The 25,722-nt window shown below is 41.1% G+C and carries 21 protein-coding genes and 1 pseudogene; 13 read left to right on the top strand and 9 right to left on the bottom strand.

Annotated features, from left to right (window positions below):
- Window positions 1-148: 148 nt before the first annotated feature.
- A complete protein-coding gene (locus V7K61_RS08465) occupies window positions 149-3,010 on the top strand; it encodes an isopeptide-forming domain-containing fimbrial protein (protein WP_335052676.1) in 2,862 nt (953 codons plus the stop codon).
- A 100-nt stretch (window positions 3,011-3,110) separates the two neighbouring features.
- Window positions 3,111-3,356: a pentapeptide repeat-containing protein gene (locus tag V7K61_RS08460; protein WP_335052674.1), complete on the top strand. Its 246-nt coding sequence runs from the start codon at window positions 3,111-3,113 to the stop codon at window positions 3,354-3,356.
- Window positions 3,357-3,745: 389 nt separating this feature from the next.
- Here V7K61_RS08460 and pstB read toward each other — a convergent pair whose 3' ends face one another.
- The 5 genes from pstB to V7K61_RS08435 form a co-directional block, all read right to left on the bottom strand.
- On the bottom strand, window positions 3,746-4,573 hold the full coding sequence (gene pstB, locus V7K61_RS08455; protein WP_335052672.1) for a phosphate ABC transporter ATP-binding protein PstB: 828 nt from the start codon (window positions 4,571-4,573) through the stop codon (window positions 3,746-3,748).
- A 52-nt stretch (window positions 4,574-4,625) separates the two neighbouring features.
- Window positions 4,626-5,525 (bottom strand): phosphate ABC transporter permease PstA, encoded by a 900-nt coding sequence (pstA, locus tag V7K61_RS08450; protein WP_335052670.1) that lies wholly within the window; start codon window positions 5,523-5,525, stop codon window positions 4,626-4,628.
- Window positions 5,526-5,530: 5 nt separating this feature from the next.
- The gene (pstC, locus tag V7K61_RS08445; protein WP_335052668.1) at window positions 5,531-6,472 is read right to left on the bottom strand and encodes a phosphate ABC transporter permease subunit PstC; all 942 of its coding nucleotides are present in this window, start codon (window positions 6,470-6,472) and stop codon (window positions 5,531-5,533) included.
- 50 nt (window positions 6,473-6,522) lie between these two features.
- Window positions 6,523-7,524 (bottom strand): PstS family phosphate ABC transporter substrate-binding protein, encoded by a 1,002-nt coding sequence (locus tag V7K61_RS08440; RefSeq protein ID WP_335052666.1) that lies wholly within the window; start codon window positions 7,522-7,524, stop codon window positions 6,523-6,525.
- Between the two features lie 87 nt (window positions 7,525-7,611).
- The gene (locus V7K61_RS08435; RefSeq protein ID WP_335052664.1) at window positions 7,612-8,769 is read right to left on the bottom strand and encodes a sulfate ABC transporter substrate-binding protein; all 1,158 of its coding nucleotides are present in this window, start codon (window positions 8,767-8,769) and stop codon (window positions 7,612-7,614) included.
- Window positions 8,770-9,294: 525 nt separating this feature from the next.
- Between V7K61_RS08435 and V7K61_RS08430 the strand changes: the two genes are divergently transcribed.
- The gene (locus tag V7K61_RS08430) at window positions 9,295-9,696 is read left to right on the top strand and encodes a nuclease A inhibitor family protein (RefSeq protein WP_335052662.1); all 402 of its coding nucleotides are present in this window, start codon (window positions 9,295-9,297) and stop codon (window positions 9,694-9,696) included.
- 259 nt (window positions 9,697-9,955) lie between these two features.
- Here V7K61_RS08430 and V7K61_RS08425 read toward each other — a convergent pair whose 3' ends face one another.
- The 4 genes from V7K61_RS08425 to V7K61_RS08410 form a co-directional block, all read right to left on the bottom strand.
- Complete coding sequence (locus V7K61_RS08425) at window positions 9,956-10,801, bottom strand: DNA/RNA non-specific endonuclease (RefSeq protein ID WP_335052660.1); 846 nt, start codon at window positions 10,799-10,801, stop codon at window positions 9,956-9,958.
- Between the two features lie 345 nt (window positions 10,802-11,146).
- Window positions 11,147-11,329 carry a hypothetical protein gene (locus V7K61_RS08420; protein ID WP_335052658.1) on the bottom strand — a complete coding sequence of 61 codons (183 nt, stop codon included), beginning with the start codon at window positions 11,327-11,329 and terminating at the stop codon, window positions 11,147-11,149.
- 203 nt (window positions 11,330-11,532) lie between these two features.
- Window positions 11,533-12,366: a hypothetical protein gene (locus V7K61_RS08415; RefSeq protein WP_335052656.1), complete on the bottom strand. Its 834-nt coding sequence runs from the start codon at window positions 12,364-12,366 to the stop codon at window positions 11,533-11,535.
- Entirely contained in the window at window positions 12,363-12,671 is a 309-nt protein-coding gene (locus V7K61_RS08410) for a hypothetical protein (RefSeq protein ID WP_335052654.1), read from the bottom strand. The genes V7K61_RS08415 and V7K61_RS08410 overlap by 4 nt, the downstream gene beginning before the upstream one ends.
- Before the next feature lie 320 nt (window positions 12,672-12,991).
- Here V7K61_RS08410 and V7K61_RS08405 point away from each other — a divergent pair.
- From V7K61_RS08405 to V7K61_RS08360, 10 genes and pseudogenes are all read left to right on the top strand, one after another.
- Window positions 12,992-13,480 (top strand): annotated as a pseudogene (locus tag V7K61_RS08405) (hypothetical protein); the annotation flags it as partial.
- Window positions 13,481-14,521: 1,041 nt separating this feature from the next.
- Entirely contained in the window at window positions 14,522-15,526 is a 1,005-nt protein-coding gene (gene hemF / locus V7K61_RS08400; RefSeq protein ID WP_335052652.1) for an oxygen-dependent coproporphyrinogen oxidase, read from the top strand.
- An 800-nt stretch (window positions 15,527-16,326) separates the two neighbouring features.
- Window positions 16,327-16,980, top strand: a complete 654-nt coding sequence (locus tag V7K61_RS08395; RefSeq protein WP_334716584.1) for an L-2-amino-thiazoline-4-carboxylic acid hydrolase — start codon at window positions 16,327-16,329, stop codon at window positions 16,978-16,980.
- Window positions 16,981-16,985: 5 nt separating this feature from the next.
- A complete protein-coding gene (locus V7K61_RS08390; RefSeq protein WP_335052649.1) occupies window positions 16,986-18,434 on the top strand; it encodes an FAD-binding protein in 1,449 nt (482 codons plus the stop codon).
- 83 nt (window positions 18,435-18,517) lie between these two features.
- A complete protein-coding gene (locus V7K61_RS08385; RefSeq protein WP_335052647.1) occupies window positions 18,518-19,972 on the top strand; it encodes a glutamyl-tRNA reductase in 1,455 nt (484 codons plus the stop codon).
- Window positions 19,973-20,012: 40 nt separating this feature from the next.
- Window positions 20,013-21,107, top strand: coding sequence for an aromatic ring-hydroxylating dioxygenase subunit alpha (locus tag V7K61_RS08380; protein ID WP_335052645.1), 1,095 nt, complete (start codon window positions 20,013-20,015; stop codon window positions 21,105-21,107).
- A 346-nt stretch (window positions 21,108-21,453) separates the two neighbouring features.
- A complete protein-coding gene (hemE, locus tag V7K61_RS08375; protein WP_335052643.1) occupies window positions 21,454-22,506 on the top strand; it encodes a uroporphyrinogen decarboxylase in 1,053 nt (350 codons plus the stop codon).
- A 5-nt stretch (window positions 22,507-22,511) separates the two neighbouring features.
- On the top strand, window positions 22,512-23,498 hold the full coding sequence (gene hemC / locus V7K61_RS08370) for a hydroxymethylbilane synthase (RefSeq protein ID WP_335052641.1): 987 nt from the start codon (window positions 22,512-22,514) through the stop codon (window positions 23,496-23,498).
- Between the two features lie 208 nt (window positions 23,499-23,706).
- Entirely contained in the window at window positions 23,707-24,699 is a 993-nt protein-coding gene (gene hemB / locus V7K61_RS08365; RefSeq protein WP_335052639.1) for a porphobilinogen synthase, read from the top strand.
- A 48-nt stretch (window positions 24,700-24,747) separates the two neighbouring features.
- Window positions 24,748-25,659: an alpha/beta fold hydrolase gene (locus V7K61_RS08360; RefSeq protein ID WP_335052637.1), complete on the top strand. Its 912-nt coding sequence runs from the start codon at window positions 24,748-24,750 to the stop codon at window positions 25,657-25,659.
- Window positions 25,660-25,722: the final 63 nt, after the last annotated feature.

Raw genomic sequence — 25,722 nt, 5'->3', positions numbered from 1 at the left:
AACCTTTCCTCATGGGAATACTATTGTCGTAACGATTTTTTATTCGCTTTGAATCTAGTGCAAAAACGTTTCAATTCTCATGCTGGTATTTATATATTTATAAACTCAATATCATTACTCACATATTATGTATTTTTATTGGAACTAAATGATGAAATATTTACTTAAGAAATTAAGAGCGATCGCCACAATAAATATTGATGAAAATGAGAAATTTTCTCTGACTGTGGACAATCCAGTAAAAAAAACTCTGGAAAAGCCATTAACAATTAGCCGTCAAAAACTATGGCTCAGTAGCTTGGGCTTTTTTTTATGTATTTTCGGAAATAGTATCCAACCTAGCTGGGCTGAAGGCAGCAAAGAGTTAGTTTCTGATGGCGGATACAGACCTTACCTGGAATGGTCAGATTTACTACTGGCAGGTATTGTTCGGAAAACTGTACTCAAAGTTTATGTTCAACAAGGAGAAACAGTTAATCTTGGCTCTAGTGCGCCTACTAGTTTTTCAGATCCACAAGATATTGTTTACCGCAGTCCCTTTGGTACTCAAAATGGCTCTTGTAATGTTCTAGCGACTGGTTTTGGTTTTATTGACACTGTTGCCAAAGAAACGGCTGGCCCTTTACCTAATAGTGGTGGCTATACCCCTTGTAGTTTCGTCGCTACAGAAACAGGTATTTACGAAGTTGAATTTCATTCTCCTGATAAAACTGGTGCTACAAACAATAATCCGCCGCCAAAAGTTGCAACGGCGGCATTTCCTACAGATGGTACTCAACTTTCAGGGGTAGCTGCTTGGGATATCACAGTTCGAGATAGTAACGGTGTTGCCAAAAAAGGGCGGGTATTTACTAACTATATCGCGATGAATATGGGGGCAAATGCCGTAGCACTCAACTCTAAGCTTTATATTCAAACCAAAGATGGGTATCGTTACGAGACTGACATGAATGGAGTCGATCCTTTTGGCTTCATCTTTTTTGCTAATAACCGGGGATATATTGATACAACAAATAACAGCACTCTTTACCATTCTACTGGCAGCGCTCCTAATAATAGTTTGATCTTTCCCGGCAATCTGCAAGTTCAAAATCCAAATGTTTCTGATACTACAACAGACATTACCCACCTAGTTTTCTTCAATCGACCCGACACGGCAACCCTCAATTCTTTGAGTATTCCTATTGCAGCGACGATTCCCACAGTACCGACTTCGTTCAAATTCACTGGGGGTAATGGAGGTAGTGGGAACCAAACTTCTGTGGGTGTGGGAGGCAATTTTAGCTTCAATGCTGTCTCAACTGGTAGCTATCAAATAATTATTGACACCAATAATGATGGCATTTTTGACCCTAGTAGCGATCGAGTAATACAAAATGTGCTGTCTGTCGGCTCAAATGTGGTGCTTTGGAATGGAAAGGATGCAAATGGGACAAATCTCCAACCTCTAGCAGGAAATGCACCATACAATGCCATAATCACAACACGTTCGGGTGAATATCACTTTCCCATGTTGGATGCTGAGAATAATCCGCTGGGGTTTAAAATCACAATGGAAAATCCTCCTGCTGCTTTTCCTACCCTTGTAGATCAAAATGGCCAGCAGATTGGATCGACGACCGTTTATTACAACGACAACAATTATACTACTGCCAATGGTACGGCGATTAACTTAAATGGTACGGGAGCTACTAGCCCGCGTAATGCTGCTAGAGGGATTAATAGTGCGTTAGGAAAACATGAGTTTAGTAGTAATTATGGTGACTTTAAGGGAATAGATACTTGGACATATTTCCCAAGTCAAGCAATCCTTACTCCCTTAGTAATTACTACTAACACTCAAGCAAATGTCATCGGAACCAAATCTGTTCGCTTCCTCGCAGATGATGATAGTAGTGGAACAGTGACTGTAGGCGATCGCATCGAATATACCATCACTTATTCCAACCTGAATCCAGGTAATAGCGATGCAATTAACTTTGTCATTAACGACTTATTGCCCTCACAGTTAACCTTTATGAGTGCGGCAATTACTGCTGCAACTTCAGGAAATAATATCACAATCAATCCCAGTTATAACGGCGCTGGTGTTGTTGCTGTGACAAATTCTGGAACTCTCCGTGTAGGTGATACGATTACCATTAAAATTACTGCCACAATTAATAATGCCAATGGCGGTAATCCAATTAGTAACCAAGCAAATGCGACTTTTAACACACCTGATAATCCTACAGGAACTGTTGGCACGGTGTTGACGGATGCAGACTCTGCTGGTGCTACTAATAATCCACCTACTCTTGGTAATTCGTTCTTACAAATTACTGATAATGGTGTAAATACTGGTAATAATCCTGCCAGTACAGCAGATGATGACCCCACTTTATTTACAGTATTAAATATTATTAGTTCTAACCCTAAATTGCTATTAATTAAACGCATCACCCGCCTTAATAACCAAGATTTAACTGATATTGTGGATGGTCGCAGTGACGTTGCTACTAATGCCAGTAACTATGTACCAGAACCTTATGCTACTGATGATAGCGATCCTAAATGGCCTGTTGGCTACTTGCGAGGATTAATTAATGCTGGCACTGTCAAACCGGGAGATGAATTGGAATACACGATATATTTCCTTTCCAATGGTCTTGGTAATGCAACTAATGTGAAATTCTGCGACTTAGTTCCCACTAATGTTAGTTTGATTCCTACTGCTTTTAATGGTATGACTCCTAATGATGGTGGCTTACCAGGAGCAGATCGAGGAATTGCTCTAGCTATTGGTTCTAATACACCTACGCTTTATCTGACGAATGTCGGAGATAGCGATCGCGGGTATTTTTATACAGCTAATGACTCAAGTACACCATCATACTGTGGTACTAACACTAATGGAGCAGTAGTGGTCAATATTACAGTCCCAAGTTTTCCTAATCTACCCGCAGCCACTGGATCTGGCACACCAGCTAATTCTTATGGTTTTGTCCGCTTCCGCGCTAAGGTGAAATAGCTTAAATTTAATATTTTAGGAGCTAATCTAGCCACACCGTGATTCCTCCATCTGTCCCTACAAAACGGCTTTTATCCTGATTATTTATTCTCCCACCAATATGGTCTGTTTATTTCCGCCGACCTGTACTAGTGCTGATCTCAGATACGCTAACCTTGATGGTGCTGATTTGACCGATGCCAAGTTAACTAACGCTTGTCTGCAAAACGTTGTGATGCGGGGTGTAAATTTGACTAATGCTGACTTGACTGGTGCTGAGATTGAGTTTATTCAGGAGATGGTTAAAGATTCTATTTTTTGTAGAATTATCATGCCAGATGGCAGTATTTACAATGGAACTATTTAAATAAATTATTAGTTTATTCATCGTTATTAAGACTCAAAGCCTCTCTCCTTGTAGGCTACGGTGTACACACATCTCTAAAAATCCTACCCACACAATATTTCTGTTCAAGTGAAAGTCGCACACTGAGCAAATATCACGCCCGAAACTTTAGTTCCGGGCTGATAGCTAAAGTCCACTAAGCGTGGACTGAACTAAATTTCTTGTTTAGTCATCTAAAAGAAGACTTTCGCTATGAGACTCGAAATTTATTCCGAGGCGGGATAGATACACTGCACTAACACTTGTGTGTACACCGTAGCCTTGTAGGAGAGAGGTTTGGAGAGAGGTGAAAACTCTAATGCATCCAACCGAGAACCGCTATACTTTTCCCCTTATGGTGTGATGCCTCTTTAACCGAAGCGCCCACTAATATAATCTTCAGCTTCTTTAGTTTGAGGAGAACTAAACATTTGCGCTGTCGGATTAAACTCGACTAATTTGCCCCGACGTTTGCCATACTCGTCAATTTCTGTATTGAAGAAAGCTGTGAAATCTGCCACTCTCGAAGCTTGCTGCATATTGTGTGTCACCATAATAATGGTGTATTGCTCTTTGAGTTCTAAGCAGAGTTCTTCTACTTGGCGGCTAGAAATCGGGTCGAGAGCAGAACATGGTTCATCCATTAATAATACATCTGGCTTCATGGCGATCGCACGGGCAATACAAAGCCGTTGCTGTTGTCCGCCAGATAATGCAGTTCCCTTCTCTTTGAGTTTGTCTTTGACTTCATCCCAGATAGCAGCGCGTCTGAGAGAATCTTCCACCAATTCATCAACGTTACCTTTGTAACCATTAGCACGGGGCCCAAAGGAAATATTTTCGTATATTGACTTGGGGAAAGGATTTGGTCTTTGAAAAACCATTCCGACTTGGCGGCGTAATTTTACAGAGTTTATCTTGGGATCGTAAATATTGCGATCGCGATAATTTAGTCTACCCTCTACCTTAGCTCCAGGGATTAAATCATTCATCCGATTGAAGCAACGCAGTAAGGTACTTTTACCACATCCTGAAGGCCCAATAAAAGCAATAATTTGTTTATCAGGAATCTTTAGATAGACATCTAAAAGTGCTAAAAATCCTCCATAGAAGACCTTCACACCTTCAACATTGAAAACGCTATTACCTTGTTCAATTGTGGCGCTATCTGATTGACTTCTACTATTGCTATAAGTCATGTGGCTATTCTCCAAATAATCTGTGAATGTATCTAATTAGATATTTAATTACCTAACGGATTGAGAAGCGTTGCCGGATATAAATTGCAACACCATTTAAAGCTAAAATCAAGAGCAACAACGCAATAATTGTCGCGGCTGCTGCACCAGCAAAACCCGGTTCAGGACGAGTGATGTAACTGTAAATTTGAATGGGTAATGCCATAAATCTCTGGAACAAACCAGGGTCAAAAGTGAGAAAACCCACAGCACCGACAACAATTAGAGAGGCTGCATCACCAATGGCACGAGATACAGAGATAATCACTCCTGTCAAAATACCGGGAATAGCATAGGGTATGACGTGACTGCTGATAGTTCGCCATTTGGTAACACCTAATCCATAAGAAGCATTTCTCAAAGAATCTGGGACGGCGCGAATTGCTTCTCTAGAGGTGACAATAATTACTGGCAAAGACAACAAAGATAAAGTCAATGCACCAGAAATCAAAGCGGGGCCAAACCCAAGCAGATAATTGAAAACTCCTAAACCCAGCAATCCATAAACAATAGAAGGTACACCCGCGAGATTACTGATATTAATCTCAATAATCGCTGTCCACCAAGCTTTAGGTGCATACTCTTCTAAATATAAAGCTGCTCCGACACCAATAGGAACAGTAACCAAAATCACAATAGTTCCCAAAAGAACACTGCTGATAATTGCAGGACGAATGCCACCTTGGTCAGCAAAACGAGAAGGAGTTTCGGTCAGAAAGCCGGGTGACAAAAATCTACCTAATCCGTCTTTAAAAATATCAAAAAGTAGCAATGCTAGGATAAATAAACCAATCAGTAATCCTAACAAAAAAATTACTTCAAATACTTTTCCTAATGTCTCTCTACTTTCAACATTATCAGTAAATTCTGTCGTAGAATCTAGAGAACTATTTGGTTGATAACTTGTAGCCATACTTATTAATCGTATTTTTCTTTAAAGCGATTTGCAATCAAGTAACTCACAATATTCAAAGCTAGGGTGATGAGAAACAGAACAGCACCTACAGCATATAAGGTTTTGAAATTGAGACTACCACGCGGACTATCTCCTCCAGAAATTTGTGCCATGTAAGCTGTCATTGTTTCTATTGATTCGGCAAAATTAACAGTCAGCTTTGGCTGTAGTCCGGCGGCGATGAGAACAGTCATTGTTTCACCCACAGCGCGAGAAATACCCAATATAATTGAGGCAATGATTCCAGAAAGCGCGGCTGGTAGAACTACTTTAAAAATGGTTTCCAGTTTCGTGATACCTAAAGCATAAGAGCCTTCTCGTAAAGAGCGTGGAACTGCTTTAATAGCATCTAAGCTGATAGAACCAACAGTAGGAGTAATCATTACTCCCATCATTAATCCTGCACTCAAAGCGTTGAATATTTCCACAGGGATAAAATTTCGTAGCAAAGGTGTGACAAACAATAGAGCAAAGTAACCATATACTACTGTTGGTATTCCCGCTAAAAGTTCCACTGCTGGACGTAAAACTGCTGCTACTTTTGGTTGAGCATACTCACTTAAATAAATAGCAGAAGATAACCCCAAAGGAATAGCAACTGCCATCGCAATGGCTGTCGTTAAGAAAGTGCCATTAATCAAGGGCCAAACGCCAAAATGTCTATCTGCAAATAAAGGAGTCCATTTAGTATCAAGAAAGAATTGAGCAAAGGAGACTTCTTGGAAAAAACCAAATGTCTCTTGAAAGATAATTAGGACAATCCCAAAAGTCGTCAAAACCGAAACTAAAGCACAAGCAAATAAAATTACCCCAACAATCTTTTCAGAAATATCTTCAGATGCATTTTTATCCAATGATTGTCTGGATAATAGATAAGGATCGTCTTGAGAATTGAGATTTTGCATAAACAGTTAATTTTTTAACTACACTCAGACTACAATAGCTGGAACTTTATTTAAATAAAGTTTGTAATTGGTTCACCTGGTTTTGCTTTTTTGAATTTTGTCCCCGTTTCACCAGTAGCAAATTTTTGTTTGACTTTGACATAAGCTTCATCAGGTAGTGCCACATAACCAACACTATCTACCCATTTCCAAGAATTTTCTAGATAAAAATCTACAAATTCTTTAACTGCTGGCTTGTTATCTAAAGACTTTTTACTGACATAGAGAAATAGAGGACGAGACAAAGGTGTGTAGATATTTTTGATGACATTATCTACAGGAACTGGCTTTTCACACTTTCCTGTAGGACTTTCTACAGCAACTAAATTGAGTTTATCTTGGTTTTGAATGTAGTAAGATATTCCAACATAACCCAAGGCTGATACATCACCTGAAACACCTTGTACTAGGAGATTTTGATTGTGACTAGGGGTATAATCTGTACGGCCATTCTTGGCTTTGCCAGTCACAGCTTGAGTCATATAATCAAAGGTTCCAGTATCAGAAGCAGGAGCATAAAGCTTCAGTTTTTCGTTAGGGAATTTGGGATTAACTTGATTCCAAGTCAAGATTTTACCGTCTGATTTTGCGCCCCAAATTTTGCCCAGTTCCTTAATAGTGAGACATTTGGCGAAGTTATTTTTACGGTTAGCAATTACGGCTATACCATCTAAAGCTACAGGTAACTCGACAAATTCAATATTCTTACTTTTACATTTTTTGATTTCTTCATCTCGAATGGTACGAGAAGCACCAGCTATATCAATATCGCCATTACAAAATTTACTGAAACCACCACCAGTACCACTTGAGGCGACACTAACTTTAGCTTCAGGTTTCCCTTTGCCATACTCTTCTGCAACTGCTAAAGAAACAGGAAAACCTACAGCAGCACCGTCAATACTTACTTGACTTTTCAATTCCTGTCCGCTGTTACAAGCAGTGATACTGCTGGCAAGAAGCATTAAAGATGTTAAGAAAAAACTATTTTGAAATCGGTTACAAAAGCTCATAAATTATCCATTGAGATAAAGTGGCTGAGAATTACTTATGCTTGGCTAACTGCAAAATGTAGAGAATGCAGCATGATATATCTTTTATCATGCTTTGTTCGCAGCTTGAATTTTATCAAAAATTGCCCCATCTCCAAAAAACTTGTTCTGAATAATATCCCAACCACCTAAATCTTGAGATGTGAATAAAGTTTTAATTGGCGGATATTGTGATGCTACTTCTTGGGTAACGGTGGGGTTAACAGGACGATATTGTAATTTTGCAAATTCCCGTTGAGCTTCTGTGGAGTAAAGAAAATCAACAAATGCTTGTGCAACTTCTCTTGTACTGTGTTTATCGACGTTTTTATCAACTATCGCTACAGGATTGTCAATGGAAATATTGACTTGGGGGACAACATAAGGCAACTTCGTCCCATTTTTACCCGCCAAAATCACCTCATTTTCGTAGTTGATTAAGACATCTCCCTCACCTTTTTGGAAGAACAAATCGCTAGCCTCACGGGCATCTTTTGTTAGAGTCGGGGTATTTTTATAAACTTTGGTGACATAATCTAACGCTGTCGCTTCATCACCACCTGTTAGAGTTACCGAACCCCAGAAAGCTAAGAATTCCCAGATAGCAATACCAGAAGTTTTTGGGTTAGCAGCAATCACTTTCACGCCATCTTTTGCCAAGTCTGCCCAAGTCTGAATGCCTTTTGGGTTGCCTTCGCGAGTAACGATCGCAGCAACCGATCTACTCACAATACCACTTCTCGGTGCTTTGGTTTCCCAACCTGATTTAATCAAACCTGCAAGAGCAATTTTGCTGACATCGAGGGGAAGTGCCAAGTGTACTATATCTGCTTCTTGCGAACCGTCAATCACAGCAGCCGCTTGAGCGCCAGAACCACCATAACTTTGCTCAAATGTGACATTTTGGTTGTGTTCTTGCTTCCACTTTTCGATAAATTTGGGAATTATCTGGTCATGTGCGGCTTTGGTGACAGAGAATGAAACGAGTTTTAACTTAACATCATTTTTGCTAGCTGAACTGCTTCCAGAACAGGAGGCAACTGCTATACTCAAAAAAATACTTATTAAAAACAGACTTACAAAGCTTTGGATACTGCGGCCATTCAACCAACTTCTAACTGTATGTTGATACGATAGTTGTATAGTCCGCAAAGCTTTCATGGCATAAGCCTGCATTCCCTCACTCAGGAATTTACTTAATTGTATCGATTGTTGCGACTTGCTCATTAGAATCACCCCTAAATCTACGGTATTTCTACATGGATACCGTGATTATGAGAATTATAGGGTATATAGAATAATATTTATCATCTGGATTAAATTTTTTTGACTAAGTGAGCAATGTATCATCAAAAGTAGCAAATAAATCTGATTTACCAAGGCATTTCAGAAGACGGGTTTTTTGCTGGAAAGCGAAACAATCCGATTGCATACATAATATTTGCTAAAAAATATGTGATTTGTAATACAAAACAGTATTGAAAACTAGACTTTTTTTAGCCGCCAAGCTGTTTGTAAAACAAAGTATTCGTATTAAAGCATTTTGAAAATCATATCTAGCGATCGCACTGATTACTAAATCAAGGTATGCTTTGATTTTGCTACTCTAACCAGTTATCTAATTGCAAATAAGGATTGAAAGACAGAGGATATAATTCTGGAAATCTTCCTTAAGGTTGGCCTACCCAAATTAATCTTAATTCTCTGATTGGCAAACTCAAAAATCAATGCTCATAACCATAAATAAATTTTATGACTAACGAGATTACGGAAAAACTTAAACAAGCCTCCGATGGTTTGTTAATGATAAGTGAATCAGAGTATCCTTTTGAAGCTTTTTTGTGGTCTAATCAAGCGCAAGAACCAATGACCGCTCAAAAACTTCTCCAGTTAACAGGACATCCTCAAGAAACATCAGTTGAAGAAGTAGAACTAGATTATTTTTTTCGTAACTGTGCCCAAGAAAAAGAATGGCACGATGAAATACAAAAACAAAATGTGCTAAAGTTTAAATCACTTGTCAAAACACTAAGAGATCGCCTCACTAATATCAAGGTTTATCGCATAGGTACGATAAGTATTGATGTCTATATTGTTGGTAAAACTCCAGATAAAGATTTAGGCGGAATTTCGACAAAAGTTGTAGAAACCTAACTAATCACTATAGCGTTTACTAATCACATGAGCTACATCATAGTCCCCTCCTCGCTTGCGGGGAGGGGGTTGGGGGTGGGGTTCTTGTATCTCACTCAACTGAGAACCGCTATAGTACAGCACGGCGTAAATAAACCACCCATTCAAAACCAATGAAATGCTTACGCTATTTTAATTTTTAATTTTTAATTCCGCCTTGCGGTACTAGCCTGTCTATAATTTACAGACAGGCTTTAAGTTTTAAGTGAAGTAAGTATCCTTACAAATTGTCAACTCTAGACTCAATCACACTTTGAACAGACGAAGAAACATTAGAGAGCAAATTATAACCAGTGTTTGTTTCAATGGAATCAACACTAACTCTGTAGCTTGTCCAGCTATTATTTCTAATTCCCTGCGAATTAGGCATATTCACTGCAATTACTCTTGTGTTAGTAGTGACGCTGCTAGCATCAGAATTTGATGAATTTAATACTACAATAACCTTCCATGTTCTAGTCGGAACTGTAACGTTACCATTAGCAATTGTGTTTTTTGTTCCATTCGATCCAGTTCCACCAGTGCCATAGGAACCCGAAATAATATAGAGTTCTTTCCCCTGGTTTACTAAGTCTCTAGAATAGTTTTCTAGTGCAGCCCAAGGCCCCTGATTATTATCAGGTGACTGAGGAATTATATTCGTCATTAAAAAAGTAGCAGAGTTATTGGTAACTGTATTTGTCCTATCTGCTGAAGCAGTCATGTGTCCCCTATCAAAACCGCTACCAGTGTAATCGGAAGAAGTGACTCGGTAGCAGCTTGAAGGTAATGTAGTATCTGCACGAAAATCATCTTGGCGAGGTGCGCTTCCTAGCCATGATGTGTTTAGCTGCCAACTTACCCAATTTGGTGTCCCTCTATAGCAATTGTAAGAAACTGCGTATTGAGATTTGCTCAACAAAAGATTACTGTAACTACTGCCAGCATTACTAGGATTGCCCATTCTTAGATGAACGCTTGAGGTTTGGGCTGTTAGTGGCTTTTGTAGATAATTAAGCAGAGTGAAAGATATTGCTGTTGGTACAGCAATAGTTAGAATAGCCCTGAGAAAATCAGACTTCTTCATTTGTTACTATTTATTTGTTTAAATCAACTACAATTGTTTCTGTGAAAGTTACAGAAATTCAGTAAAACTTACCAATCGCAATATAGCTATGGTTGTATAAAGAGAGGTTAAAAAGCTGTAAATATTGCGTTAACATCTAGTAGTCTGTCAAGAACTAATTGACGGATAAGTTTCCTGTAGAGACGGCGATTTATCGCGTCTTTCTAACCTTATTATTTGCTTTAATAATTGAGTGATGGCGCGGAGTGCCCGCGCCCAAGCGATCGCTATTTTCGCTCTACTGAGGACTAGAGAGTATTTTGACTGATTGACAAAATACGCTTTATCTTAACCTCTCACGAAAGCTTAGAAAGAGGAAGGAATATTAAAAAATAGTCCTTGGTCGAATTGATTTTTCAAAAAGTCTTCCAGTTCAATTTCGTCGTCATTCGGAACTTGAAACCAAGTATCGAAGTTGTGCTTCAAGAAGTATTTAAAAGATTTCCAGCCAAAAAGTTGCTGCCCAATGCTTGTGATTGCGACGTTCATTGTATTTTCCTCAGGTTGTTTCAAGTATGTGATTAAGAATTGGTTAAACAAATTGGCATTCCACAACAAGTGGATGAATTGTAGCAAGCTATTCTGAGGCAGTTCTTGTACAGGGGAAGCAGACGGAGAGATTTTATAATTTGCTAAATCATTCCCTTTCTCTGCAACGCCAACAAATTAATCATTGTTCAGCGCTCTCTGCACTAGCAAATGTATTGAGGAATAGAATTATTCTGACTACAAGGATCTAACCTCAACTGATTCAATACCTGCTGTAATTCCACTTCTGATATATACTTCTCCTTAAGCGAGCCGAAGTACAACAGTGCAGTTTCATAGCAGGCAACAGTTATGTTAGTGCGCTCCTCTGAACTTAGTGCCGCCACTATTTTAACTGTCTCATCCACGTGCTTTACGTCACTACCTAAACAACTGTGCATTCGCAGGCAGCGATTAGCATAGGTATTAGGTGGTAGTATCGCTTCCACCTGTTGGATATGCTCTGCTTTGATATTCATTGCTAGACGTTCCATTGTATAGCAATACCCAACGCAACCAATTGGATCTGCTGCTTGTACGCTCTGAGTGAAGTAACTCAGCAAAGCCATAGCAGTCGGAGGGAGGAGTGCTTTGACTACAGCTTCGGCATCATATCCCATCGATTGAATATCAAGCAAGGCGAGGCGATCGTGACCTTGTTCTTCACGAGCTTTCTGTGCTGCCCACTGTGCTAAACTCCAGCGTCCCAATCCAGCAAAGCGCCCAGCTGCTTCTTCCATTAATAGCGCAGTATGGTGAGTTAAATGGTAGGAAGCGGCAAGTTGCCAGATCCAATGGGAGGGAGTTAAGGCAGGTGGCTTGCAGTTTGGTAATGTATCTTTGGCAGCAGATACTATAGCTCTATCTAGAAGCTTGCGAGTCTCAGATATAGTGTCCCTGTTAAATATCAGTTGGATAAAGGGATTACTACTCTTTAGACTTAATTGGCTACTCTTGTTAGGTTTGTCGATGTTAGTTGAACGGAATAATAGATTCATGGCAAGTTTCTTTCATTTTCATGGGTTGTTTCTACCCATTCACGAATAAGGTTGTGGAGGATAAAGCGTTGCATAACCTCTCTTTGAGCACAAAGAACTTTAAATTGTATCTTCAGGGAGGAGGGAATGTATGCCTTGATATGCGTGATATCGTCTCGGTCTTCATCTAAGGTGTTAGTCATGAAAGAAGAAGTTGGGCCATCAGCCTTTACCCATTCGCTGATTAATACTTCCAAGACTTCACTCATCTTTAATCCATATTGTGCACAGAGCGCTTTAAACCGAAACTTAAGCGCTTTCGGCATACTACCTTTAATCACCGTATATGACTCTTGCTCCTCCTTATACATCCAGGTTAAAAAAAACGAAAGTTCAAAAGTCCTTTGTGATCTAGGGTAAGTTTTCTAAAAATTTTCACCAGTAAAGACTAGTGAAGTTAAGAAAAAAGTTATTTAGTAGTGACAACACTGCACGCATTTTAAGAAATTTCCAGAAAATAAAATATACAATTTTAATAATGATAATCATTATATAAAAACAGGAGAGATTGCCGTTGGTAGCCTCTCTCTCCCCTTTTTGTAGTAAATTTAATGATGATTTGATTTTTGGGTAGATAGAGGTGTCAATACAATTAACGGATTCACTGAAAAAGTTGTTGAAGGAAACCGCACAGCAATTAAAAGGTGCGGACAAACGTAAATTTATAGCACAAACAGTTGTGGCATTAGGACATGGGGGACAGTCTCTAGCAGAGCGAGAGTTAGGATGGAATCGTGTAACTATTAGTAAAGGAATTAAAGAGCTAACTACTAGTATTACTTGCGTGGATAATTATCGAAGTAGAGGGCGTTATAAAGCAGAAGTAAAACTGCCAAATCTTTTAGAAGATATCAAAAAAATTGTCGATTTACAAAGCCAAATAGACCCAAGTGGTAAAAGCCAAAAACTGTATATAAGTCTTTCTGCTGCTGAAGTTAGACAGCAATTAATTGATAATTTTGGTTATAATGATGAAGAATTACCAACTTCGGAAACAATTCGTGTCAAGTTAAATGATTTAGGGTATTGCCTCAAGCGGCTTGCCAAGATTAAAGCTCAAAAAAAATACCCGAAACTGAATTGTAGAGAATCATTATAATAAAAATATTTTTGATGGGCTTTAAACAGCATTATATTTTACTAAAACTATGATTGGGAATGATAAGCATCCAGTTGTTAAGTTAGTCAGTCAAACTTACTTTATGGATACATTTAACTAAAAAATCCATGTCCTACTGCACTTTCAAGAAATATGGGGAGTATGGAAAGAAAGTGTTTACTGAAATAGAATTCAGGAGTCAGGAGCCAGAATGGGCTAAACGCCCCGCTACCGCTAACAGAATAAATTTTGAACGAAAGAGTGGATAGCGCAGCGTAAAGTCTTCTCTTCGAGAGGCTTCGCCAACGGCATGGCAACTCTTGGAGACGCTACCGCGAGCGAGTCCGCGTACTCCTACGGGGAAGCAAGCTACGCGTAGCGTCTGTCTGCGACACGCTGCGCGAACGTAGAGAGCGTCTTCATTCTGACTCCTGAATTCTGACTTCTGAATTCTTCTTCAATAAAATGATTATCATTTCAAGTAACTGTATATTTTATTTTCTGGAAGTCTCGAATCTTGAAAAAGCTAAAAAAATAGTACAAACACCAATAATTTACAACAATAGTCTGTCTTCTATCTAAAGACTGAGATATTGATTATGCTTAAGTTAAATATTAGCTAAAAATAACTTATTTTTTAGTTAAGTCAAAATAATATCAAACACTGATTTGAAGTGTGACTGGTTATAGTTATTGAAGTTATCCTATTTTTCTTCTCTTAACTAGGCAGTTACGTTTTTAATATTTTCTTTATAATTTTCTTAAAATTCTATATCTTCACTAGTAAAAACCTGACTAAAGTAAAAAGATAGATAGCGAAAGGACTTAGGTAACGCGAAAACCAAAAGTAATTAACGCGAAATGCTAGCTCTTTCCTTCCCAGACTTTTGCTACAAAGCAAACATACTTAATCAATGAAACCTCAAGATGAAAGGTTGAGAAGCAACTTCCAATTTTTCTAAATTCCAAAATTCCTTTTTTGCAAATAATTATTTAGTCACAACGAGGTCAGTTGTCATGGTTCAAATTCTTGAAAACCCAGCAGTCAAGCAACCACCAATTAGTAATAGAGTTGAAAGTTTTTTGCTAGATATGTTCAATAATGTTTGCCAAGCTATTGAGGAAATAGATGGAAGTAAACTTGACGAACAACGCTGGACAAGAGATGAAAGAGGCCAATGGGTACAAGGTGAAAACAGTAATGGTGCTATATATATCGACAAGTCGCTGCGGAACGGGAATGTATTTGAAAAAGTAGGTATCAACTACGTATCGATGCAGGGTGAGTTACCTCCTGGTGTGACTTTCCGAGGATCGGATGTTGTGATGGCTGACCCAACAACTATAACGCCAGATCAAAAAGGTACTTCTTTCTTCGCTACGAGTACCAGTGTTGTCATTAATGGATCTAATCCAATGATACCGACAGCACACGTTAACTATCGCTACTTCCAATTGGGTGATGGCACTGAACCTGGTTCTTGGTGGTTTGGTGGTGGAGGTGATTTAACACCAATTTACTTATTTGAAGAAGACGCAGTTCATTTTCATCAAGTACATAAAGCAGCTTGCGATCGCCACGATCCAGAACTCTATCCACGCTTGAAAAAGTGGTGTGATGAATACTTTTATCTTCCTCATCGCAGTGAGTGTAGAGGTGTAGGTGGAATTTTCTTTGACAATTTACAACATTCCGATGTCGAAACTTTACTTTCCTTCGTAAAAACTTGTTCTGAAGCTTTCATCCCTGCTTATTTTCCGATTGTCAAACAACGTAAGGATATGGAGTTTACGGAACAGGAGAAATATTGGCAGCGCATCAGACGCGGACGTTATGCCGAATTTATTCTACTGCATGACAGAGGTGTTCGATTCGGATTGGAAAGCGGCATCGTGAGTACACAAAGTGTTCTTAATTGTATGCCTGGAGAAGCTTTTTGGAACTATAATGACCAACCCACGGCTGATAGTCAAGAAGCAAAGCTTCTAGAGGTACTGAGAAATCCCCAGGAATGGGTGTAAAGACGGTCAAGAGCAGATTTGAAAACAGCAGCCGATCAAAAATGTTGGCTACCCAAATCCTAACCCTGTTTTGTTACTCTCGGAAAACAATAATCGAAGCAAGATTCCAAAACTTTGATCGAGTCAAGCTTTGAGTGTTTATTTTCTAACAGGAACTAAAATTTGTAACCAAAACCTGGAGATTAAAGCTCTGAAAGGCTTTCAGTGATTGGGTTCTCCCAAAGTGATAAAAAGAGGGCTAATACCGTTTCACCTGAAGATTGATACAGATGGCAACCTGTTCTTGAGCAGGGTAGGCTCTTGAGCCAGGGAAAGTAAGAAAAGTAATTTGTATCAAGAATTGAGTGAAATGGTATAATAAGCGCCCTAATTTTTACTCTTTAAATTTCTTTAGAGATAGCCTCTAAATAGGAAGTAACAAGGTGTTTATGGAAAAATTGCCGACAAGTATTTTGCTACAAATTAACAAACTATTTCGCTGGTCTAACTCAACTAAATTCGCCAACTTTAAAACTGAAATTAGCAAGTTTTTCCAAGTTCAATGGTTGAGTTCTCTCTCCATCAAGCAGTTGCAAGAAGTTGACATTGTATTCCTCTGTATGTTTGCTAGCAGATACCTAACGTTGACGATCATTTTACTATACTTATGGAGTTCAATTCATACTAGTCCTGAATCACCAAGGACGTGCTATCCCTGAAGTCAATCGTAGGATTATAGGAGCAAAAAAGTTTCTGGCGATCGCAGTCTTAAATTTAGCAGCAATCAGCCATTGATTAGCTCGTTTTTTTAGGTAATTTAAATGAGTAACAAACACGGAGAACTGGCAATGGATAACGTTATAGGTATTGGCGACATTACCATGAACGATGTGATGCAAATGGATTCCTCCAAAGCAGTGAGTATGTTTAGGAATCGATTTGCAGCCTACAAAAAGCTGTCAGATGAAATTGGAGAAGATGCAGCTTTTGAACAAATGATGTTAGCTTACCCTGGTCATCAAAAAGCGTTCATGGGTGCTTTCATTGACAATACCACCATAGCCAAAGGCTTTACTGATGCAATTCCGATCTTTCGGATCATGGGCTTCAAAATGCAAGTCGTAGATATTTCCCAAGAAGGAAAAGATGCTGCACTAGAAATTCAACGAGTTTGCCCGGTTCTTTCAATTGCCAAAGAATATGGACTTGAAAGCCCTTGTCGAGTTATTTGTGAGATGGAACAAGAAGCAACCAGGAGAGCATTTCCTGGGATGAAAGCCGCAATTATTAGCAAGCAGGCAGATGGTGACTGCGTTTGTATGTTCAAGTATGAAAGACCTGCCAAAGGGGTAGAAGTAAAACCACAAAAAACACCGAGCTTGTTCTCTCATATTCTCGATTTGATTCGCTTGACTCCTAAAATCTTGCAGATTGGGATGAATCTTTTAAAAACGTCTCTTTCTAAAGGATCGTAACTTTTATGAATGGCATTGTTCAAGACCTCAAGCATTTGATTGCAGGTGAAGTTAGCAACGCTTCAGAAATTTTGACAGAAGTTTCCGAAGATTTTGGTGGTATATTCCAAAAGTCTCCTCAAGTTGTTGTCACTCCTCAAAACGCTAACGATATTGCCCAAACTGTCAAATATGCCACTCAAAAAGGATTAATAGTTTCTTCACGCGCTGCGGGACATTCGTTAGGCGGTCAGTCTTTAAACCAAGATGGAATCGTTTTAAATATGAGGAATCTCGATAAAATTCGAGATATCCAAAAAGAGCAACTCTGGTTTAAAGCTGATGCGGGGACTTCTTGGAATCAAGTAATCGATACTTGTATTCCTGATGGTTTAGTTCCTCCCGTATTAACCAATTATTTTGGTGTTTCTGTAGGAGGAACTCATTCTGCGGGTGGTATAGGTGCAGCCTCTTTTCGTTACGGAAATCAAGCTGATAATTGTCTTGGTTTAGAAGTCGTAACCGCAGAAGGTGATATTCTCTGGTGTTCGCCTGAAGAAAACAGCGAACTTTTTAATCACGTACTTTGCGGTTACGGTCAGTTTGGAATTATTACCCAAGTTCAGCACAAACTCAAAGTTTACCCTTCCCAAACCCGCACGTATTTGTTGTTCTATGACAACCTAGATGCTCTTTTGCATGACAAACGGGTTTTAGTAACCGAACAAAGGGTCGATCATCTCGTATCTTTCCCAGTTCCCTGTTTGCAAGGAGTATCCAGAGCAACAGGAATAATGCAACCTTTGATTCAATGGTTTTACACGTTGCGGATTACTGTTGAAGCAAATTCTCTTGACGCTATTGATGACAAAGAAATCCTTGCTGGCTTAAATTTTTACCGTCATATCCATACTGAAGACTTGGGATTTGCACAATTCATCGAACCGATGATTCAAGTAGATAGTAAGGATATCGCTCACCCTTGGATGGATGTTTTTCTTCCCGCCTCATCAGCTAAAAATTACATCGAAACGGCTCTCAAACAGTTGCCTTCTTTTCTCGATATTAGTAAAGCGCAAATGGGCTGCTTTTGCTTGGTAAACCGGAATAACACGATGCCCATGTTTCGTTTACCGCAAGAGGAAGAACTAATTATTGGGTTTGGAATTTATCCCAGCATTCCGAAATCGCAAGTTCAACCAATATTGGCTGAATTGAAAAAGCTCAGTAACCTGAGTTTAGAGATGGGCGGAAAAAGATATTTAACTTGCTGGATAGATTTTACTATTCAACAGTGGCAAAGCCAATTTGGCGATTACTGGCCAAAAGTTAATCAAATCAAAAGGAAGTACGATCCCAAAGGAATATTTAACTCTGGCTTTTTTGAGTACGAACAGATTGCCCATCCAGCGATCGCACCACAGAAAAACCAACTCGTTGAGAATGTTGCTACTAAGTCTGCGATCGCAGTATAAGTCACTTCTCAATCATCTTGTTTAGAACCATCCATATTACTTGACCGAGGCTCTAGAAGAAGACAAACTTCAGAGGAGGAAACATGAATATCGCACTTGTAGGTCTTAGTCACAAAACAGCTCCGGTTGAAATTCGGGAAAAACTGAGTATTCCAGAAGAACGAATTGAAAACGCGATCGCCCAGCTGTGTAAATATTCTCACATTCAAGAAGCTGCTATTCTTAGCACTTGTAATCGTTTAGAAATTTACGTAGTTGTAAACCAGATAGATCGGGCAGCTCAAGAGGTGACAGAGTTTCTTTGCGAGTACAGTAAACTGCCTTTTGCAGACTTGCAGCAATACTTGTTTACTCTGCTACAGCAAGATGCTGTTAAGCATTTAATGCAAGTTGCTTCCGGTTTGGATAGCTTGGTGTTGGGAGAAGGGCAAATTCTAGCTCAAGTCAAACACGCCTTCCAACTGGTTCAGCAATACAATCAGGGCGAACGCATCCTCAATCAGTTGTTCAAGCAAGCCGTTACCACTGCAAAACGGGTTAGAACGCAGACATCAATCGGTACGGGTGCGGTTTCGGTTAGCTCTGCGGCAGTAGAATTAGCCCAAATCAAAGTAGAGAAGTTATCGGCTTGCCGAGTGACAATTGTCGGCGCTGGTAACATGGCTCGGCGACTGGTGCAACATCTAATCTCTAAAGGCGCAACTCAAATTTCAATTGTCAATCGTTCCGTCGAACGAGCTGAGGAATTGGCGAATCAATTTAGTGATGCTGGAGTGCAATATTATCCCCTCGCTGAATTGATGTCATTAGTGGCAACTGCGGATTTGGTCTTTACCAGCACTGCTTCAGTTGAACCTTTACTCGATAAAGCCAAACTCAAAGCTGCATTGCAACCCGAACAGCCTTTGATGCTGGTCGATATTTCAGTGCCTCGTAACGTTGATGCGGACGTTAATGAGTTACCTCACGTGCGGGTGTTTAATGTTGATGATTTAAAAACCGTCGTTGCCCAGAATCAAGAAAGTCGTCGGCAAATGGCAATAGAGGCGCAAGCATTAATCCAAGAGGATTTAGACGCATTTCAAACTTGGTTGCGATCGCGAGAAACCGTTTCCATTATTAGCTGTTTACGGGACAAACTCGAAAAAATTCGCGAACAAGAGTTAGAAAAAGCTTTGTCCCGTATGGGGTCTGATTTTGCTAAAAAACATCAAGAAGCTGTCGAAGCCTTAACTCAAAGGATTATCAACAAAATTCTCCACGAACCGATGGTGCAACTGCGGACGCAGCGAGATGTAGAAGCTCAACGCCTTGTCCTCCAAGTTCTGCAAGAGTTGTTTAATCTAGAGACAGGAGAGGTGCAATCTAATTTTGTTGCCGAAACATCCTCCCTATCAATCAGCACCGTAGAGATAGCAGCAAAAAACATCAATGTTGCTCAAGTGAACCGGGAACATTTCCAAGTTGCTCAAATGAGACTTGAAAGTATTGCAGTCCATGCAAAAGTTGAAGAAGTTATTGCTCAAAGCGTAACTTAAGAAAATCCATAATTCTTAATAGCAATAACAGGAAGGAAGTATGTTAAAAAACTTCTGGTACGCTTGTGAGTTTAGCGCCGCCGTTACTACAAAGCCCAAGCAAGTTCGGATATTAAATCAGAAATTAGTCTTTTACCGTAACGCTAAAGGACAACTGATAGCTCTCCAAGATCGGTGTCCCCATCGTGGTGCTGCCTTATCTCTCGGTTGGGTAAAAGATGATTGTATCCATTGCCCCTATCATGCCTGGAAGTTTCAAGCAGATGGAAAATGTATTAATATTCCTGCTAATCAACCCGGAATTCCTATTCCCAAGAATGCTCGTGTAGATAGCTATCCAATCCAGGAAAAATACGGTTTTATCTGGCTATTTTATGGAGACTTACCAGAAGAAGAACGTCCGCCAATCCCACCCTTGCCAGAATTTGAAGACCCAAGCCTACAGAAAATTTTCTTTGAATACGAACTGAATGCTCACTACACCCGCACGCTAGAGAATGATATGGATATGTCTCACGTATCTATTATTCATTCCAAGTCCTTCGGGAATGGGTTTGCATTAGAGCAAAAAATGGAAGATTACGAGCTGAATGTAGGGGAGTGGGAGGGTCACGCCAATGTTAATGTCCGAGATTACACCAAAGCAAAAGACCTTTTCGCCTTTGTGTTTCGCCCATTGAAAGCCAATGTGAAGGTGACTCTAGGCTTTTATATGCCCAATATCACTCGGTTAGTGGTTGACTTCGGTCGTGGCAAGCTGGTTAATTTTACTGTCCACGTTCCTGTTGACGATCGCACCACTATTACCAAGCGAATTCAGTTTCGCAGTTTTTTAACTTTCCCTTGGGCCGATGGTATCTTTCAGCGAGCAGCTTACAAAGTTGTGATGGAAGACAAGGGAGTGGTTGAGTCTGAATATCCGATGGCAGTCCCCGATAAGTTGTCAGACGAAGTTCACGTTCCTTGCGATAACTTATCTCTTGCTTATCGCAAACTTCGGCAAAAATGTTTGGCTATGGGATGGGGTATGAAACCTTATCAGAACCAAGTAGACGACTCGAACGGAAATTTAATGCCACCTTCTCCTGAGAAAACAGAATGGTTTGTTTCAGCCATAGTGGGCGATCGCTCATGAACAGCTTTTGTCTTATTGAAGAACTAAATTTAGAGTTCGCATAACTAGGGCGGGCAAGATGCCACTGGTGTCAACTTAACGCGAAACCCGCTTGGTGACAACGTTTTGCCCTCACCCCCAGCCCCTCTCCCTAAGGGAGAGGGGAGCTAGATACTAGACATTCAAGTTCCCCTTCTCCCTTGGGAGAAGGGGTTAGGGGATGAGGGCGTGAGGGATTTGCAAAACGCCTGTCCGATATAGTTTTCGGCTTAACTTGACACCAATGGCAAGATGCCACCCCACAAGATTGGATTGTTGCAAATCCCAAATTCTTGAAATGACAATTATTAAATCCAGGGAGAAATGTATGGGGAATTATACGTTACTGCAAGCGGCGCGAGGTGAGGTACTCGATCGCCCTCCGGTATGGGTGATGCGCCAAGCAGGTCGCTACATGAAAGTTTATCGAGACTTGCGTCAGAAGTATCCTTCGTTCCGCGATCGCTCCGAGAACCCCGATCTAGCCGTGGAAATCTCGCTGCAACCTTTCCGCGCCTTCCAACCCGATGGGGTGATTATGTTCTCAGATATCCTTACGCCGTTGCCTGGTATGGGTATCTCGTTTGACATTATCGAAAGTAAAGGGCCAATATTTGAGCAGCCAATCCGCACGCCAGCCCAAATTGAGGCGCTGACTGCCCTCGACCCCGAAGCTTCTTTACCCTTCGTGCAGCAAATTCTGAGGACGCTACGCCAAGAAGTTAACGGTCAAGCTACTGTCTTGGGCTTTGTTGGCGCTCCTTGGACGCTAGCTGCCTATGCAATTGAAGGTAAAAGCTCGAAAGACTACGCCATTATCAAAAGGATGGCTTTCTGCCAACCGGCGATGCTGCATCAATTTTTAGGGAAACTGGCAGATGCGATCGCGGTTTACGCCCGCTACCAAATTGATGCCGGTGCCCAAATCGTGCAACTGTTTGACTCTTGGGCGGGACAACTCAGCCCTGAAGATTTCCAAACGTTTTCTCTACCTTACCTGCAACGAGTCGTGCAACAGGTTAAGGCAACGCACCCGGACACGCCCCTGATTTTGTATATCAACAACAGTGCTGGAATCCTAGAGTTAATGGCGCAATCGGGTGTCGATATCATTAGCGTAGACTGGACTGTAGATATGGCAGTAGCGCGGCAGCGACTCGGCGCAAATATTGGAGTCCAAGGAAATATCGATCCGTGCGTGTTGTTCGGTACTAAAGAACTAATCCGCGATCGCATTCTGGACACGATCCGCAAAGCGGGGAATCAGAAGCACATCCTCAATCTCGGTCACGGGATTTTACCGAACACTCCAGAAGAGAATGTTGCTTTCTTTTTCGAGACAGTCAAACAGCTCAACTACGCGTCAAACAATCTCAACTAAAAGCTATGACTTCAGTGCAACCCGCTTCATCTAACATTTCCAGTCCCGTTCGCACCATCCGCATCGGTTCTCGTAAAAGCCAACTCGCACTCGTGCAAACTTACTGGGTTCGAGAACAACTCCAAAAGCATTTTCCCGATATTTCCTTTGAAGTCCACACCATGTCCACCCAAGGCGACAACATCTTGGATGTGGCCTTAGCTAAGATTGGCGATAAGGGATTATTCACCAAGGAACTCGAATTGGGAATGCTCAATCAGGAGATTGACTTTGCGGTTCACTCTCTCAAGGATCTGCCGACTTGCTTGCCAGAGGGGTTAGCCTTAGCAGCCGTAACAGAACGGGAAAACCCAGCAGATGCTTTAGTTGTGCATCAAAAGCACAAAGATAAGCAAATCGATACGCTGCCAGAAGGCACAGTGATCGGCACTTCTTCCCTGCGCCGCCTTGCCCAATTGCGTTATCACTTCCCCCATTTTACTTTTAAGGATGTGCGCGGCAACTTAAATACGCGCTTGGCAAAGTTGGATGATGGAGAGTACGATGTGCTGATTTTGGCAGCAGCAGGGTTGCAGCGATTGGGAATGAGCGATCGCATTCATCAAATTTTGCCAACCGAACTTTCTCTTTATGCTGTCGGACAGGGAGCGTTAGGGATTGAATGCCGCGCTGACGATTTGCAAGTGCTGTCAATACTCAAAGCAATCGAACACATCCCTACCCGCGATCGCGTTTTAGCCGAACGTGCCTTCTTGCGAGAACTAGAAGGCGGTTGCCAAGTACCAATCGGTGTTGATACGCAGCTAGACGAAAATACACTGACATTAACAGGGTTAGTCGCCAGCGTCGATGGCAAACGTCTAGTCAAAGATTCTGTTACGGGCACTGCTAGCGAGGCAGAAAATTTAGGTATTCAATTAGCTCATAAATTGCGGCAACAGGGAGCTACAGAGATTTTGGCTGAAATTTTCCAGACAGTCCAGCGCAGTTAGGGAGTTGCAACTCAAAAAAATCCTGTCGGTGTGTAGGCAGAGGGGCAGAGGGGCAGGGGAGCAGGGAGGCAGAGGAGAGACAGAAAAATACGATTAAAGGGAAAGGATTTTTTCGCTCGCCGCTTTCCCCTTTACCCCTTACCCTTTACCCCACTTTTGCAAGAAGTCTATTGGCTAAGTAAAGCCTTTCATCGTTGATTTTAATACTATGTTTCCAATTCATCGCCCGCGTCGGCTAAGAAGCCATCCCCAATTGCGGCGGATGGTGCGCGAAAACGTCTTGACAACCAGCGATTTAATCTACCCTCTTTTTGCCGTACCGGGTGAGGCGATCGCCAACGAAGTCAAATCCATGCCTGGAGTTTACCAACTTTCTGTAGATAAAATCGTCGAAGAAGCGAAGGAAGTCTACGATCTCGGCATTCCAGCTATTATTTTATTTGGCATTCCTGAAGATAAGGATTCAGATGCAACGGGCGCTTGGCACGATTGCGGGATCGTGCAAAAAGCTGCTACTGCCGTTAAAGAAGCCGTACCCAACTTAATCGTGATCGTCGATACTTGCTTGTGCGAATACACTAGTCATGGTCACTGCGGTTATTTAGAAGTAGGAGATTTAACCGGGCGCGTTCTCAACGATCCAACGCTGGAATTGCTGAAAAAAACGGCAGTTTCACAAGTCAAAGCGGGTGCAGATATCATCGCGCCATCTGGAATGATGGATGGTTTCGTGCAAGCCATTCGTTCGGGTTTAGATGAAGCAGGCTACCAAGATACGCCAATATTATCTTACGCCGCCAAGTATGCCTCGGCTTATTACGGGCCTTTCCGCGATGCCGCCGACTCAACACCGCAATTTGGCGATCGCAGAACTTACCAAATGGACTTCGGTAACGGTCGTGAAGCCTTAAGAGAAATCGAACTCGACATTACCGAAGGTGCAGATATGTTAATGGTCAAGCCAGCCTTGGCCTACATGGATATTATCTGGCGCGTTAAGGAAGCAAGCAACTTACCCGTTGCTGCTTACAACGTTTCTGGCGAATACTCGATGGTTAAAGCCGCTGCTCTCAACGGTTGGATTGACGAAGAACGGGTAGTAATAGAAACATTGACTGGCTTTAAACGGGCTGGCGCTGACTTGATTTTGACTTATCACGCCAAAGATGCTGCTCGTTGGTTAGCGAAACTTGGCAATTAAACTTTCTAATTTTGATTTCATGTTGTCGATGTAGAGGAGGAATTTCTCATGTTCATTCCACTCGGTTTTGTTCAACGCTCCGTTTTAACCAGCTTGGGAAAAATCGCCTATTACACTAACCAAGGTGAACTTTGGGCAACCGATGGAATGGGCGATACGCCATCGGGCACGCTACGCGACCGCGAAACTTTAATATTCTTCCACGGGATTGGAGGTGGAGCATCTGCTTACGGGTGGTCGAAGGTGTATCCAGCATTTGCAGGGGAGTATAGAGTGTTATCACCCGACTTAATTGGCTGGGGGCGATCGGATCATCCCGAACAAAATTATCTCCCGAAGGACTACATCCTGATGCTAATTGAGTTCATCGAGAAGACGTGCGAAGGCCCTGTAACAATAATTGCTTCTTCCCTAACTGGAGCATTTGCAATCCGAGCGGCAATCGAACGTCCTGACCTGTTTAAGTCACTTATTCTCACACTTCCTTCAGGTATCAAAGACTTCAGACAATACTACAGCAATAGCTTTTTCGCTCAAATTGCTAGTATTCCTATTCTCGATCGCGTTCTTTACGCAGGACAAGTCAGCAGCTTTGGCATTCGTGACTTTTTTGAGCGAGTGTTTGCTCAACCCAATCGTCTTTCTCCCGAAATTGTAGAAGCTTTTGTGCAATCGGCGCAGCAGCCAAATGCCGAATATGCTGCCCTGTCATTTTTACAAGGTAGCTCATCCTTCGATCTATCAGAATACATTCCAAAATTGACAACACCTACCATCTTTATTTGGGGAAGCCAAGCGAAGTTTACAGGGCCCGAAGTAGGGCGTCGCCTTGCAAATCTAAATCCACAAGCAATCCAAGCATTTATAGAACTAGAAGATGTAGGGTTGAATCCAGAACTGGAAGTGCCGGAAGTAATTATCGGATTAATTAGGAAGTTTTTGCCTGTGTTAGCACAGTAAATTTTTGAGAAACTTCACTGTTTTTAATGTATCAACGTGCTTCAGAGCCACTACAAACTTTCA

The sequence above is a fragment of the Nostoc sp. genome, from assembly GCF_036918015.1.
Taxonomy (GTDB): domain Bacteria; phylum Cyanobacteriota; class Cyanobacteriia; order Cyanobacteriales; family Nostocaceae; genus Nostoc.
The sequence above is the reverse complement of the archived record's forward strand: the minus strand, read 5'-3'. Positions and strand labels throughout refer to the sequence as shown.

What these genes read in the sequence shown, in the direction of transcription:
- V7K61_RS08465 (WP_335052676.1), top strand. Translation starts at nt 149, where the DNA reads ATGATGAAATATTTACTTAAGAAATTAAGAGCGATCGCCACAATAAAT.
- V7K61_RS08460 (WP_335052674.1), top strand. Translation starts at nt 3,111, where the DNA reads ATGGTCTGTTTATTTCCGCCGACCTGTACTAGTGCTGATCTCAGATAC.
- pstB (WP_335052672.1), bottom strand. Translation starts at nt 4,573, where the DNA reads ATGACTTATAGCAATAGTAGAAGTCAATCAGATAGCGCCACAATTGAA.
- pstA (WP_335052670.1), bottom strand. Translation starts at nt 5,525, where the DNA reads ATGGCTACAAGTTATCAACCAAATAGTTCTCTAGATTCTACGACAGAA.
- pstC (WP_335052668.1), bottom strand. Translation starts at nt 6,472, where the DNA reads ATGCAAAATCTCAATTCTCAAGACGATCCTTATCTATTATCCAGACAA.
- V7K61_RS08440 (WP_335052666.1), bottom strand. Translation starts at nt 7,524, where the DNA reads ATGAGCTTTTGTAACCGATTTCAAAATAGTTTTTTCTTAACATCTTTA.
- V7K61_RS08435 (WP_335052664.1), bottom strand. Translation starts at nt 8,769, where the DNA reads ATGAGCAAGTCGCAACAATCGATACAATTAAGTAAATTCCTGAGTGAG.
- V7K61_RS08430 (WP_335052662.1), top strand. Translation starts at nt 9,295, where the DNA reads ATGACTAACGAGATTACGGAAAAACTTAAACAAGCCTCCGATGGTTTG.
- V7K61_RS08425 (WP_335052660.1), bottom strand. Translation starts at nt 10,801, where the DNA reads ATGAAGAAGTCTGATTTTCTCAGGGCTATTCTAACTATTGCTGTACCA.
- V7K61_RS08420 (WP_335052658.1), bottom strand. Translation starts at nt 11,329, where the DNA reads ATGAACGTCGCAATCACAAGCATTGGGCAGCAACTTTTTGGCTGGAAA.
- V7K61_RS08415 (WP_335052656.1), bottom strand. Translation starts at nt 12,366, where the DNA reads ATGAATCTATTATTCCGTTCAACTAACATCGACAAACCTAACAAGAGT.
- V7K61_RS08410 (WP_335052654.1), bottom strand. Translation starts at nt 12,671, where the DNA reads ATGCCGAAAGCGCTTAAGTTTCGGTTTAAAGCGCTCTGTGCACAATAT.
- hemF (WP_335052652.1), top strand. Translation starts at nt 14,522, where the DNA reads ATGGTTCAAATTCTTGAAAACCCAGCAGTCAAGCAACCACCAATTAGT.
- V7K61_RS08395 (WP_334716584.1), top strand. Translation starts at nt 16,327, where the DNA reads ATGAGTAACAAACACGGAGAACTGGCAATGGATAACGTTATAGGTATT.
- V7K61_RS08390 (WP_335052649.1), top strand. Translation starts at nt 16,986, where the DNA reads ATGAATGGCATTGTTCAAGACCTCAAGCATTTGATTGCAGGTGAAGTT.
- V7K61_RS08385 (WP_335052647.1), top strand. Translation starts at nt 18,518, where the DNA reads ATGAATATCGCACTTGTAGGTCTTAGTCACAAAACAGCTCCGGTTGAA.
- V7K61_RS08380 (WP_335052645.1), top strand. Translation starts at nt 20,013, where the DNA reads ATGTTAAAAAACTTCTGGTACGCTTGTGAGTTTAGCGCCGCCGTTACT.
- hemE (WP_335052643.1), top strand. Translation starts at nt 21,454, where the DNA reads ATGGGGAATTATACGTTACTGCAAGCGGCGCGAGGTGAGGTACTCGAT.
- hemC (WP_335052641.1), top strand. Translation starts at nt 22,512, where the DNA reads ATGACTTCAGTGCAACCCGCTTCATCTAACATTTCCAGTCCCGTTCGC.
- hemB (WP_335052639.1), top strand. Translation starts at nt 23,707, where the DNA reads ATGTTTCCAATTCATCGCCCGCGTCGGCTAAGAAGCCATCCCCAATTG.
- V7K61_RS08360 (WP_335052637.1), top strand. Translation starts at nt 24,748, where the DNA reads ATGTTCATTCCACTCGGTTTTGTTCAACGCTCCGTTTTAACCAGCTTG.